This window comes from Streptococcus mitis (genome assembly GCF_003942765.1).
Classification (GTDB): Bacteria; Bacillota; Bacilli; order Lactobacillales; family Streptococcaceae; genus Streptococcus; species Streptococcus mitis_BE.
This window is the reverse complement of the sequence record NZ_RJNW01000002.1, coordinates 200,777-213,941: the sequence shown is the minus strand read 5'-3', so window position 1 is coordinate 213,941 and position 13,165 is coordinate 200,777. Positions and strand designations below refer to the sequence as shown.

Below are 13,165 nucleotides of genomic sequence, written 5' to 3'. Positions count from 1 at the left end.
CACAGACCAGCTGTGCTTTCTCCTTAAAATTGGTATAGTCTAATTCCTCTTTTATAGAATCAGCAAAAACAGTATATACTTGTTTCTTTCACTTGTCAAGAGTAAAAATTGGTATAGTTCAAATTATACTCCTGTAAGTAAAAAACTCTGACCAATTAGGACAATCAGTCAGAGTCTTTTTTAAAATCCATTATTATCGCTTAGCTCCTTGAACCAGTGCCCTGATTTCTTCAGACGACGTTCTTGCGTTTCCAAGTCTAGTTCGACCAAACCGTAGCGATTTTTATAACTATTGAGCCATGACCAGCAATCGATAAAGGTCCAAATCAAGTATCCCTTACAATTGGCTCCGTCTTCAATGGCACGGTGAAGTTCACGCAGATGACCTTTTACAAAGTCAATACGATAATCATCTTGGATCATTCCATCTTGACGGAATTTTTCTTCCCCTTCAACACCCATACCATTCTCAGTCAACATCCACTCGATATTACCATAATTTTCCTTGATATTTTGGGCAATGTCATAAATCCCTTGCTCATAAATCTCCCAGCCACGATGAGGATTGATTTTCCGTCCAGGCATCACATAAGGCTCGTAAAAATGTTCTGGTAAGAGTGGACTCTCTGGATGCTTAGCAAATCGAGGCGCCATAACACGCAAAGGTTGATAGTAGTTGACACCAAGGAAGTCCACAGTATTGTCACGAATGAGCTTCAACTCCTCCTCTGTAGCATCAGGCAAGAGACCTTGTTCATGCAAGATTTCTACCAACTCCTGTGGATAAGTCCCCAAAACAGACGGATCTAAGAAAGATTGGGCCTGAAAAAGGTCCGCAATGCGAGCTGCCTTAACATCAGCAGGATGCTGGCTACGTGGATAAGCCGGTGTCAAGTTGAGGACAATCCCAATCTTGGAATCAGGCAAGAGTTCGTGACAAGCCTTAACCGCCCGACTGCTAGCCAATTGTGTATGATAAGCTACTTTAACGGCTGCCTCTGCATCCACCTTATGTGGATAATGGGCATCGTAAAAATATCCAAATTCTACTGGAACGATGGGCTCGTTAAAGGTAATCCATTGATCCACTAAATCTCCATAAGTCTCAAAACAAAAACGAGCATAGTCTTCATAGGCTGAGACAGTCGCCTTATTTTCCCAACCATCACCATCCTCTTGAAGGGCAAAAGGCAAATCAAAATGATAAAGATTGACTAAAAGACGAATCCCTTTGGCCTTAATAGACTCAAAAACCTTACGGTAAAAGTCCACACCTTGAGGATTGACTTTCCCACGCCCTTGTGGAAAAATCCGTGACCACTGAATAGAAGTCCGAAAGGCCGTGTGACCAGTTTCTAACAGTAGCTCAATATCCTTTTCCCAGTTTTCATAAAAGGTTGATGTTTTATCTGGACCAATCCCATTATAGTAACGATTTGGCTCCACTTGGTACCAATAATCCCAGAGATTATCTCCCTTGCCGTCACCAGCTACACATCCTTCTGTCTGTGGTCCAGAAGTAGAGGATCCCCAGACAAAATCCTTTGGAAATCTTAGCATACATTTACCTCTTTATCTAGTCATTTTTCCCATTATACAGAAAAAACAAGGTAAAAACTAGTTACATTTTTTCCTTGTTTTTCTTCTGATTATAGTTTTTATTTCTTGCTGAGAATTTCAAGCGTTTCAAGCAAGTTATCTGCATGAACTTCGATGGTGTCACCAGTCGCTTTAATCTTCACTTCTACGATGCCATCGGCTGCTTTCTTCCCAACAGTGATACGGATTGGCAACCCAATCAAGTCGCTATCACTGAATTTGACTCCGACACGTTCGTTACGGTCATCTGTCAAGACTTCGTAACCAGCTTCCATCAAGCTTGCTTCAAGCTTTTCTGTCAAGGCTTGCGCTTCATCATCCTTGACATTGACAGTGATCAAGTGCACATCAAATGGTGCCAACTCTTTAGGGAAGTTGATTCCCCAAGCGTAACGGTATTCACCTTTTGGTGTTTTGTTAACAAAGAGGCGAGCGTGTTGCTCCATCACTGCTGAAAGGAGACGGCTGACACCGATACCGTAACATCCCATGATAATTGGCACAGCACGGCCATTTTCATCCAAAACATCTGCTCCCATGCTTGCTGAATAGCGAGTGCCGAGTTTGAAGATGTGACCAATTTCGATACCACGCGCAAAGTTAAGGACTCCTTGCCCGTCTGGGGAAATTTCACCTTCACGAACTTCACGTATATCCACATATTCTGCAGTAAAATCACGGCCTGGGTTCACACCAGTCAAGTGATAGCCATCTTCGTTAGCACCGACAACTGCATTATGGACATCTTGCACCTTACGATCTGCAATAATTTTAACATTCTCTGGCAAACCAACTGGTCCAAGTGAACCAAATCCTGCTTGAACAAGATTCGCCACTTCTTCTTCACTAGCAACGTCAAAGAAATCTGCTCCCAAGTGGTTTTTCAACTTGACTTCGTTGAGTTGGTCATTTCCAACTAGAAGGGCTGCAACAAGTTCACCATCTGCCATGTAGAAGAGGGTTTTAATTGTTTGTTCTTCTGGAACGTTGAGGAAGGCTGCAACTTCATCGATTGATTTAACATCTGGCGTTGCAACACGAGTCACTTCTTCTTCAGCGACGACACGGTTGCTTGGTTTGTACTCGTTTGTTGCCATTTCCAAGTTAGCCGCATAGCTAGACTCACTTGAGTAAGCAATGGTATCCTCACCAGAAACCATCCATTTAAGCAATTCTGCCTTGATTTCTTCTTGCACTTCTGCAGGAATTTCATCAAATGAGGCAACTGACTTGTCCAAGACAACCCAGCGGTCAAGGTCTGTACGAGCAGGTGTAATGGCCATAAATTCTTGGCTGTCCTTACCACCCATGGCTCCACCGTCACCAATGATAGCCTTGAAGTCTAAACCACTACGAGTAAAAATACGCTCATAAGCAGCCTTATACTCATCATAAACACTGTCCAAGCTATCATAGTTAGCGTGGAAACTGTAAGCATCCTTCATGATGAACTCACGTGTACGAAGAAGTCCATTACGTGGGCGTTTTTCATCACGATACTTAGGTTGGATTTGGTAAAGGTTGAGTGGCAATTGCTTGTAAGACTTGACAGAATCACGGACAATAGCTGTAAAGGTTTCTTCGTGAGTTGGACCTAGGATAAAGTCTGATTTTTCACGGTTTTTTAGTTTGTAAAGGTCCTCACCATAAGTTTCGTAACGACCTGATTCGCGCCACAATTCTGCACTAAGAAGGGCAGGAGCCAACATCTCAACTGCACCAATCTTATCAAATTCTTGGCGCATGATGTTTTTGGCTTTTTCAATCACACGGTTGGCAAGTGGTAGGTAAGAATAAACACCTGCTGAGACTTGGCGAACATAACCAGCTCGCAACATAAGAGCATGGCTAATAACTTGAGCATCGCTTGGCATTTCGCGAAGCGTTGGAATAGGCATTTTACTTTGTTTCATAATATTCCTCGATTATCTAAAAAAGAGTCGCATAATGTCATTCCAGGTCACAGCAATCATCAGAACAACCATGATGACCACTCCGGCCAAGGTGACATAGGTTTCAATTTCTTGTTTTAATGGTTTGCGGCGGATGGCTTCTAGGATATTGAGCACAATCTTACCACCATCCAGGGCTGGAATCGGAATAAGATTAAAAATCCCAATATTGATGGAAATTATTGCCAAGAAGTACAAGACATTCTCAATTCCATTTTTAGCAGCATCACTACTTGCCTTAAAGATGGCAACAGGTCCACCTAGTTTGTTCAAATCTGGTTGGAAAATCAAATTTTTCAATGCTGACAGGATTCGGAGAGCCGAGTCGGCTGCAGTTGTAAAACCACCTACAAACATGGATAGAAAATCTGACTTAATTCCCGGTTGAACACCTAGAAGGTAACGGCCTTGACTTTCTTCCGGAGTAACAGTGACTTGTTTGTCACTACCCTTTTCAGAAATAGTCACATCCAAGGTCGGGGCCGTCTTATCTTTGGTTTCTGATTCCACAGCCTGAATCAAACTTTCCCAGTTGCTAATCTCATGTGAGCCGATCTTGGTAATCTGAGCTGTTTCTGGCACTCCTACTTTAGCTAAGGCCCCTTGAGGCATGACATGGAACTGATTGGTATCAACATCTCTGACACCACCCTGCATGAAGATTAAAATCCAGAAAACAACAACCCCTAAGATAAAGTTGTTCATAGGACCTGCAAAATTAGTAATGAGTTTCCCCCAGATAGTCGCATTTTGATATTGAACATCTAAAGGTGCAATCCGAACCTCAGTACCATCTGCTTCCACAACCGTTGCATCGTGATCCACTGCAAATGTTTTTTCTTCTTCCAGAACCAATCCTTTGATAAAGAGCTTGTCTTCAAAGTCAAACTGGGTCACCTGCATAGGAAGAGCTGTTTGATCCAATTTTTTACCTGAGAGATTGATGCGTTTAACCTTACCATCATCAGTAAACGTCAAACTGACAGGAGTTCCTGTCTTGATTTCAGTTGTATCATCACTCCAACCAGCCATGCGAACATAGCCACCCAGAGGCAAGATTCGAATGGTATAGGCCGTCCCATCCTTGCCAATATGAGCAAAGATCTTAGGTCCCATACCAATGGCAAATTCACGCACTAGAATCCCTGATTTCTTGGCAAAGTAGAAGTGGCCGAACTCATGCACCACCACAATAATCCCGAAAACCAGAATAAAGGTCAAAATTCCGAGCATAGTATTTCCTCCGTCTTTTGATTAAAAGAGTCCAAATAAGTGCATGATTGGAAATACAAGTAACATACTATCGAAACGATCCAAAACACCACCATGTCCAGGGATAAATTTCCCAGAATCCTTGACACCAAAGTGACGCTTGATCGAACTTTCTAGTAGATCACCAAATTGTCCAGCAATGCTAAAGAAAATAGCAAAGACTGACATCTTGTAAATTCCATACGGAAGAGCAACTGTATTGTCAAACATCATAAAGATGATGGTTACTAAAATAGCACCTAAAATGCCACCCAAGGCACCCTCAAAGGTTTTATTTGGAGAAACCGTTGGAGCCAGTTTCCGTTTCCCAAAGTTCATCCCAGTAAGATAGGCACCACTGTCGGTAGCCCAGACGATACACAAGGCCAATAGAGCCTTATCTAAACCTGCAACGCGAGCATCTAGTAAAGCATTAAATCCAAAGCCTACATAGAAACTCATAGCAAGAGGAAAAACAGCGTCCTCAATCGTATAAGACTTGCTAAAAACAGTCGTTCCTAACATGATTGAAATCAACACACTATAAGCAACAACATTCCCATCAACTGGTAAAAAAGTCAGATAATTCTCCAAGGGAATGGTTAAGGCAAAGGTTGCAAAGAGGGTCAAGAGGCCCTCCATAGTCATGGTCTCTAGACCTCTCATCTTCAAAAGTTCATGCATGGCTAGCATGGCTATGATTCCAATTGCTATCTGAAGCAAGAGTCCCCCAATCATTAAAATTGGTAGGAAAATAGCCAGGGCAATCCCTGCAAACAAGGTTCTTTTCTGTAAATCCTGTGTCATATTTCCTCCTAAACTCCTCCAAATCGGCGATGACGACGATTGTAGGCAAGAATGGCTTCCTGCAAGGCCGCCTCGTCAAAATCAGGCCACAAGGTGTCCGTAAAATAGAGCTCACTATAGGCTCCCTGCCATGGAAGGAAATTGCTCAAACGCAATTCTCCACTAGTACGGATAATCAAGTCTGGGTCTCGTAAGTCCTTAGGTAAATGCTGGGTAAAAAGATAATTACCAATCAATTCCTCTGTGATGTCACCTGGGTTGATTTTGGCATCTAAAACATCCTGAGAAATCAACTTAAGAGCCTGTGTAATCTCAGCACGTCCACCATAGTTGAGGGCAAAATTAAGAATTAATCCTGTGTTGTTCTTAGTTAATTCCTCAGCCTTGGTCAGAGCTTCAAAAGTTTGCTTAGGCAGGCGGTCTGTCTCCCCAATCATTTGAATCTTAACATTATTCGCATGCAGTTCCGGGACATAATTATCATAAAACTCTACTGGCAAGTTCATGATAAACTTGACTTCCTGATCTGGACGGGTCCAGTTTTCTGTAGAAAAAGCATAGACCGTAATAACCTTAACGCCCAGTTTGTTGGCTGCCTTGGTCACAGTTTGCAATGCTTCCATGCCCGCCTTGTGTCCAAAAACTCTCGGTTGCATACGTTTTTTAGCCCAACGGCCATTGCCATCCATGATGATGCCGATATGAGCAGGAACCTGTGTCGGAACCTCAACTTCCACAGCCTTATCTTTCTTAAAAAATCCAAACATGATCTTATTCCTATTCAAAAATCTATCATTTCATTATACCATATTTCCCCATTTTCTTCTATCACTAAGCTATTTATACTCTTCGAAAATCAAATTCAAACCACGTCAGCTCTATCTGCAACCTCAAAACAGTGTTTTGAGCAACCTGCGGTTAGCTTCCTAGTTTGCTCTTTGATTTTCATTGAGTATTATTCTCAGGCACAAAGCCCATTTTTCAAAAAAATAAGCCGCCTGATTGGGCGACTCTATTTTTTATAGGGAGATTATTATGAAAAAGTTTTAGGAGTTTAAGTTAAGGTCTTCTTAACTTATGGACTTAGTATACACTTCCTAGCTTAAAGTTTCCTTAAGTATTTTTAAAAATCAAATTTTTCCATTTCTCCTGCCAATTTTTCTTGGATAGACGTGTTTGATAAAGTTCCATTCGGTCTTCATTTTCTAAAAAATGAGGAGTTGGACGAATTTGAAAATTCAAAATATCCTCCAAACCATAAGGGGAATAGAATTCAAAATCGGATTCTTCATTCAAGCGCAGTCCAAGCGCCGTACACCGTTCTGGATACTTACTCATAGCATCACGGGAACTGGTATAAGGAGCAGTATGAGGGCTGTGCTGGTGCATATAGACCTGATTTTTCAATTCCCACTGGTACTGAGGAAAGTCCTCTCTCAGCTTTTTCTCTAGGGACAAGGTTTCCTCATAAGAAATATCTGGATCAAAGAAAATCACATCTACATCTGTTTCTCAGTCAAAAGGGGATTTGTCTGACAAGAGATTCCAGATAAAATTTCTGACAGAACCTGCTGCCAACCACGAGTCTTTCAGACCAAGGTTTCGGATAGTTTCTAGAATAGCCATCATATCCGGATTTTCTCTAAAAGCCTCTAGAATTTCTTGCTCATTTTTCATTGTATTCATAACCTAAGTGCTCATATGCCTTAGCAGTCGCCACCCGTCCAGACCGTGTCCGCATAATAAAACCTTTTTGAATCAAGTAGGGCTCATACATGTCTTCAACTGTCTCACGCTCTTCTGCTATGTTAACAGAAAGAGTTCCTAGCCCAACAGGACCACCACCGTACATCTCAATCATGGTCCGAAGGATTTTTTGGTCCACATAGTCCAAACCTTCATGGTCAACATCCAGCATAGTTAATGCCTTATCGGTAATAACATCATCGATGACCCCATTCCCCATTATCTGGGCAAAATCGCGCACGCGCTTGAGGAGACGATTGGCAATACGAGGGGTTCCACGACTACGCAAGGCCAACTCGGATGCTGCCTCATGGGTGATTTCCATCTCAAAAATATCTGCCGTCCGCTCGACAATTTCTGTCAAGTCAGCATGGGTATAATACTCCATATGACCTGTAATCCCAAAACGTGCCCGTAGCGGATTTGAGAGCATACCAGCCCGAGTCGTCGCACCAATCAAGGTAAATGGAGGCAATTCCAAATGAACACTGCGACTACCTTCACCAGCCCCAATCATAATATCGATGTAGAAGTCCTCCATGGCACTATAAAGCACCTCTTCCACTGACATGGGCAAACGATGAATCTCATCAATAAAAAGGACATCCCCAGGCTCTAAGTCATTCAAAATCGCTACCAGATCACCTGCTTTTTCAATGACAGGCCCAGACGTCTGCTTTAGATTTACACCCAGTTCATTGGCAATAACAAAAGCCATGGTCGTTTTTCCCAAGCCTGGAGGGCCAAATAAGAGCACATGATCCAGCGCTTCATCCCGCATTTTGGCAGCCTCGATAAAGATTTGGAGCTGGTCCTTGACCTTGTCCTGCCCAATATATTCACGTAAGTACTGAGGACGGAGCGTGCGTTCTACTAACTCCTCATCCCCCATTATCTCATTATCTAAAATTCTACTCATGGCTCTATTATATCAAAAAACAAAGCCACAAACAAAAAAGGCACTGGATTGGTGCCTCTCGAGTTTAACACTTATGTGGAATAATATTCTACGGAACTACTACACCGCCTACGAAAGGAGGTGAGATAGCCCATGATAGAATTAGTACTCAAAACTATCATCGAACCGATTGTGGTCGGTGTCATCCTTCGCTTAGTCGATAAATGGCTAAACAAAGATAGATAGTGTCAAAAAAGACCCCAAGCTTAATGTGGAAGTTAGCTTGGGGTCTTTTCTAGTCCATGATATAGAACTAATCCTTAATTCCTCTCCATTATCCCACAGTTCACAAAATTTGTCAAAACTTTACATCCTCTTTAACCACTGTACGACAAAACGTTCAAGGTTAAGCGAAAGTTATCGGAAAATGATTTTTAAAATAGTTCCCAAAAGCCTGAAATAGAGCCAAAAAACTCCACCTGATTGGGTGGAGTTAAGGGAGATTATTATGAAAAAGAAAAGTTTAGGATTTTATTAAATAAAGTTAGGAGGTCTTTATTTAATAATTATATGATACAAGACGAAACTTAAAACTAGCTTAACTTTTCTCAAATTCTACCATTTTTAAAAAAATTTCTATCAGCATCACCTCACCCTACAAAAAAGCCACCTGATTGGGTGACTTCATTAGGAGATTATTATGAAAAAAGTTTTAGGATTTCATTAAATAAAGTTAGGAGGTCTTTATTTAATGACTATATGATACTAGACCATCCTTAAACTTTGCTTAAGAACAAACAAGGTTTGTTATTTTTCTCTGTTTACCCAAATCATTCCTGTACAGTCATAGGTGGATAAGGTTTCAAAACCCATAGAACGATAAAATCCTACATTTTCTTCTGTCTGTTCTGTCACCAGCTGGACTTGATAGGCATCTTTGTAATCCTCTAAAGCCTCTTTTATCAAGGCACTACCAATCCCTTTACGCTGATAGATTGGTAAAACAATTAAATCCTGAACCAATACTGATGAGAATCCATCTCCAACCAAACGAATCAAGCCCACCACAGCATCGCCATCAAGTGCCACATAAATCGCTAATGAATGAGATAAGGCCTGCTCCAGCATCTGAGGTTGATGGGTATAATTTGTCCAACCAACAGCCTGATAGAGATGCAAAATATCCTCTAGCTTGACAAATTCTTGCTTTTTAATAGTAATCATCTCAACACCTCTTAAAACTCTCTCAAGCTCTTGTACTGCCGCCCATTTTTATCAAAATTTTCAGGCGCCAACCATGTTTCTAAACGAGATTTGACTTGAGACCAGTCCTTATCAATCATAGACAACCAATCCGTATCTCTTGTACGCCCCTTATAAACAACTGCTTGGCGGAAGGTTCCTTCATATACAAAGCCCAAACGTTCTGCTGCTCGTCTTGATGGCAGGTTAAGAGCATCGCATTTCCACTCATAGCGACGATAGTTGAGTTCTTCAAAGACATAGCAAGCCAAGAGATACTGGGCTTCTGTTCCTATCCGTGTCCCCCTGAGCTCTGGAGAAAAAGTGACAGCTCCCACTTCTATTACTCGGTTATTCTGGTCAATACGCATGAGAGAAAAAGTTCCCAAAACCTTACCAGTTGCCTTGTCTATGACTGCATAGTAAAAACGGTCCTTACGAGCCAACATCTGATTTAAAAGGCTGACCAGTTCCTCCATATCTGCCACTGGCTCCTGAAAGAGGTAGGTCCACATCTCCCGAGGAGTATCCGGGCCATAAACAGCTAATAAATCCTCCACATGCTTTTCCACTGAAAGAGCCTCTACCCTAGTATAACGCCCTTCTAAGAAATCAATAGAAGGCAATTCACCTGGTGTATAACCTTCCATTGACTCCCCAATCATCTGACCATATTCATTTACTGGCATAGTATTCTCCTTGTTTCACTTTTCAAACTTTATAGTTGCCCATAGTATATCATACTTTTATAAGAAGATTCAAAAAATCCTCCAGATTCTACTCTGAAGGATTTCTATCTTATTTCACAACGATATTTACCAGCTTGTTAGGTACCGCAATTACTTTCACGATGTCCTTGCCGTCGATCTCTGCTTTGACTTTTTCATCAGCGAGAGCAATTTCTTGTAATTCTTCGCGTGATAGATCTTTAGCGACCATGAGTTTGGCACGGACTTTTCCTTTGATTTGGACAACGATTTCGATTTCGTCTTCAACCAATTTACTTTCGTCCCATGTTGGCCAAGCCACGTAAGAGATGGACTCACCTGTTGCTGCAACTGTTTGCCAGAGCTCTTCTGCCAAGTGAGGCGCAAATGGTGCAATCAATTGAATAAAGCCTTTGGCGTAGTCTGCATAAAGCTTGTCTTCCTTGTTAGCCGCATTGACAAAGACCATAAGTTGGGCAATGGCTGTGTTGAATTTGAGGGATTCGATTTGCTCTGTGACAGCTTTAACGGTTTCGTTGTAAACCTTGTCGAGAGCGCCATTGTTTTCCGCAACAATATCCTTACTTGTAATCAAACGGTAAACACGGTCAAGGAACTTACGACTTCCTTCCAGACCTTCTTCAGACCAAGCGATTGAAGCATCAAGTGGGCCCATGAACATTTCATAAACACGAAGGGTATCGGCACCGTATTGTTCCACCACATCGTCTGGGTTAACAACGTTCTTGAGGGATTTAGACATCTTGGCTGGCGCTTGCTCCAACTCTTCCCCTGTTTCCACATGGAAGAAAGAACCGTCACGTTTTTCAACCTTGTCGGTTGCCACAAGAGCCCCACGGTGGTCACGGTAGCTTGTTCCCAAAATCATTCCTTGGTTAAAGAGTTTTTGGAATGGTTCCTTAGTTGGAACAACACCGAGGTCATAGAGGAATTTATGCCAGAAACGAGCATAAAGCAAGTGAAGAACGGCATGCTCTGCACCACCCACATAGATATCTACTGGCAACCATTGTTTGAGAAGGTCCTCATCAGCCAATTTCTCAGTATTGTGTGGATCAATATAGCGGAGGTAGTACCAGCTTGAACCTGCCCATTGTGGCATAGTATTTGTTTCACGACGACCTTTGACACCATCTTCACGAGTCACTTCAAGCCAGTCTGTCAAGTTAGCTAGTGGACTTTCACCAGTACCTGAAGGACGGATATCCTTGGTTACTGGCAAGACAAGTGGCAATTCATTTTCAGGAACAGCTGTTGAAGTTCCGTCTTCCCAATGAATGATTGGGATTGGCTCACCCCAATAACGTTGGCGGCTAAAGAGCCAGTCGCGTAGACGGTAGGTAACCTTCTCTTGTCCACAGCCTTTTTCTTCCAACCAAGCCACAATCTTAGCAATCGCTTCTTCTTTGTTCAATCCATCTAGGAAGTCTGAATTAACGTGAAGGCCATCCTCTGTGTAGGCAGCTTCTTCAACATTTCCACCTTCCAGCACCTCTACGATTGCAAGATCAAATTGTTTGGCAAATTCCCAGTCACGTTGGTCATGGGCAGGTACAGCCATAACGGCACCTGTTCCATAACTAGCAAGAACATAGTCGGCAATCCAGATTGGAATTTCCTTACCATTGACAGGGTTGATGGCATAAGCACCAGTCCAAACACCAGTTTTTTCTTTGGCAAGGTCTGTACGAGCTAAGTCAGACTTAAGGCTAGCTTGGTGTTTATAGTCTGCTACAGCTTCTGCTTGCTCTGAACTTGTGATAGCATCTACTAATTCATGTTCAGGAGCCAAAACAGTGAAAGTCGCACCGAAAAGGGTGTCCGGACGAGTGGTAAAGACTGTGAATTCCTTGTCTGTTCCTTTTACTTTGAAAGTTACATTGGCACCAGTTGATTTACCAATCCAGTTGCGCTGCATGTCCTTGATAGACTCTGGCCAATCAAGTTCATCTAAGTCATTAAGCAAACGCTCCGCATAGGCCGTGATTTTGAGCATCCATTGGCGCATTGGTTTACGGACAACTGGATAACCTCCACGCTCAGAAGTTCCATCAGGAAGAACCTCTTCATTAGCAATAGCTGTTCCCAATTCCTCAACCCAGTTTACTGGTACTTCCGCTTCATAGGCCAAACCTTTTTCGTAAAGCTTAGTGAAAATCCATTGCGTCCACTTGTAGTAGTTTGGATCTGTTGTATTGACTTCACGATCCCAGTCATAAGAAAATCCAAGCGCATTGATTTGGCGTTTGAAGTTAGCAATGTTTTCAGCTGTAAATTCTGCTGGGTCATTACCAGTATCCATAGCATATTGCTCTGCAGGCAAACCAAAAGCATCCCAACCCATTGGGTGAAGGACATTGTAGCCTTGCGCACGTTTGTAACGGCTTAGGATATCTGTCGCTGTATAGCCTTCTGGGTGTCCTACGTGCAGACCCGCTCCAGATGGATAAGGGAACATATCAAGAGCATAAAACTTCGGTTTTGATGCATCTGTCCCTGTCTTAAATGTATGATGTTCTGCCCAGTAGCCCTGCCACTTAGGCTCAATTTCTTTATGATTGTAAAAACTCATGGTCTCTCTCCAATTTTGTGATGTTACTATTATACCATTTTTGAGGGAATTTGAAAGACGAGAAATGTTCTTTTAGACTTGGATAGCAAGAAAGACAGAATCCCAAATCCAGCTTATACTCAATGAAAATCAAAGAGCAAACTAGAAAGCTAGCCGCAGGTTGCTCAAAGCACTGCTTTGAGGTTGTAGATAAGACTGACAAAGTCTGTCACATATATAATCCAAGGCGAAGCTGACGTAGTTTGAAGGGATTTTCAAAGAGTATTATTTAGCAGTATAAAAAATTAGCTAGCACTTGAAATTAACTTATATCGATTATTTGTCTCTTCCATCTTTTCCCCTAGCGCCTTTGACTCATATTCCCCGTTTT

Annotated in this window: 10 protein-coding genes and 1 pseudogene; 1 reads left to right on the top strand and 10 read right to left on the bottom strand. The window is 42.2% G+C overall.

What is annotated here, in order from left to right; translation table 11 throughout:
* Positions 1-180: 180 nt before the first annotated feature.
* The 7 genes and pseudogenes from bglA to ruvB form a co-directional block, all read right to left on the bottom strand.
* Positions 181-1,560: a 6-phospho-beta-glucosidase gene (gene bglA, locus D8849_RS04915; RefSeq protein ID WP_125386365.1), complete on the bottom strand. Its 1,380-nt coding sequence runs from the start codon at positions 1,558-1,560 to the stop codon at positions 181-183.
* Positions 1,561-1,658: 98 nt separating this feature from the next.
* On the bottom strand, positions 1,659-3,512 hold the full coding sequence (locus D8849_RS04910; protein WP_125386364.1) for a proline--tRNA ligase: 1,854 nt from the start codon (positions 3,510-3,512) through the stop codon (positions 1,659-1,661).
* Between the two features lie 12 nt (positions 3,513-3,524).
* Entirely contained in the window at positions 3,525-4,784 is a 1,260-nt protein-coding gene (gene rseP / locus D8849_RS04905; protein ID WP_125386363.1) for an RIP metalloprotease RseP, read from the bottom strand.
* A 21-nt stretch (positions 4,785-4,805) separates the two neighbouring features.
* Complete coding sequence (locus tag D8849_RS04900) at positions 4,806-5,609, bottom strand: phosphatidate cytidylyltransferase (RefSeq protein ID WP_125386362.1); 804 nt, start codon at positions 5,607-5,609, stop codon at positions 4,806-4,808.
* 8 nt (positions 5,610-5,617) lie between these two features.
* Complete coding sequence (locus tag D8849_RS04895) at positions 5,618-6,376, bottom strand: isoprenyl transferase (RefSeq protein ID WP_000466719.1); 759 nt, start codon at positions 6,374-6,376, stop codon at positions 5,618-5,620.
* Between the two features lie 346 nt (positions 6,377-6,722).
* A pseudogene (locus D8849_RS04885) lies at positions 6,723-7,295 on the bottom strand (nucleotidyltransferase family protein).
* Positions 7,276-8,274, bottom strand: coding sequence for a Holliday junction branch migration DNA helicase RuvB (ruvB, locus tag D8849_RS04880; protein WP_125386361.1), 999 nt, complete (start codon positions 8,272-8,274; stop codon positions 7,276-7,278). Before ruvB ends, D8849_RS04885 begins: the two are co-directional and overlap by 20 nt.
* A gap of 132 nt (positions 8,275-8,406) precedes the next feature.
* Here ruvB and D8849_RS04875 point away from each other — a divergent pair, with 132 nt between their 5' ends.
* Positions 8,407-8,499, top strand: a complete 93-nt coding sequence (locus D8849_RS04875; protein WP_125386360.1) for a type I toxin-antitoxin system Fst family toxin — start codon at positions 8,407-8,409, stop codon at positions 8,497-8,499.
* 561 nt (positions 8,500-9,060) lie between these two features.
* On the opposite strand, the gene D8849_RS04870 is transcribed toward D8849_RS04875, so the two are convergent.
* The 3 genes from D8849_RS04870 to leuS all read right to left on the bottom strand — a co-directional run bounded on the left by D8849_RS04870 (position 9,061) and on the right by leuS (position 12,795).
* Positions 9,061-9,477, bottom strand: a complete 417-nt coding sequence (locus D8849_RS04870) for a GNAT family N-acetyltransferase (protein WP_125386359.1) — start codon at positions 9,475-9,477, stop codon at positions 9,061-9,063.
* A gap of 11 nt (positions 9,478-9,488) precedes the next feature.
* A complete protein-coding gene (locus D8849_RS04865) occupies positions 9,489-10,184 on the bottom strand; it encodes a GNAT family N-acetyltransferase (protein ID WP_049487412.1) in 696 nt (231 codons plus the stop codon).
* 109 nt (positions 10,185-10,293) lie between these two features.
* Positions 10,294-12,795 carry a leucine--tRNA ligase gene (leuS, locus tag D8849_RS04860; protein ID WP_125386358.1) on the bottom strand — a complete coding sequence of 834 codons (2,502 nt, stop codon included), beginning with the start codon at positions 12,793-12,795 and terminating at the stop codon, positions 10,294-10,296.
* Positions 12,796-13,165: the final 370 nt, after the last annotated feature.

What these genes read in the sequence shown, in the direction of transcription:
- bglA (WP_125386365.1), bottom strand. Translation starts at nt 1,560, where the DNA reads ATGCTAAGATTTCCAAAGGATTTTGTCTGGGGATCCTCTACTTCTGGA.
- D8849_RS04910 (WP_125386364.1), bottom strand. Translation starts at nt 3,512, where the DNA reads ATGAAACAAAGTAAAATGCCTATTCCAACGCTTCGCGAAATGCCAAGC.
- rseP (WP_125386363.1), bottom strand. Translation starts at nt 4,784, where the DNA reads ATGCTCGGAATTTTGACCTTTATTCTGGTTTTCGGGATTATTGTGGTG.
- D8849_RS04900 (WP_125386362.1), bottom strand. Translation starts at nt 5,609, where the DNA reads ATGACACAGGATTTACAGAAAAGAACCTTGTTTGCAGGGATTGCCCTG.
- D8849_RS04895 (WP_000466719.1), bottom strand. Translation starts at nt 6,376, where the DNA reads ATGTTTGGATTTTTTAAGAAAGATAAGGCTGTGGAAGTTGAGGTTCCG.
- ruvB (WP_125386361.1), bottom strand. Translation starts at nt 8,274, where the DNA reads ATGAGTAGAATTTTAGATAATGAGATAATGGGGGATGAGGAGTTAGTA.
- D8849_RS04875 (WP_125386360.1), top strand. Translation starts at nt 8,407, where the DNA reads ATGATAGAATTAGTACTCAAAACTATCATCGAACCGATTGTGGTCGGT.
- D8849_RS04870 (WP_125386359.1), bottom strand. Translation starts at nt 9,477, where the DNA reads ATGATTACTATTAAAAAGCAAGAATTTGTCAAGCTAGAGGATATTTTG.
- D8849_RS04865 (WP_049487412.1), bottom strand. Translation starts at nt 10,184, where the DNA reads ATGCCAGTAAATGAATATGGTCAGATGATTGGGGAGTCAATGGAAGGT.
- leuS (WP_125386358.1), bottom strand. Translation starts at nt 12,795, where the DNA reads ATGAGTTTTTACAATCATAAAGAAATTGAGCCTAAGTGGCAGGGCTAC.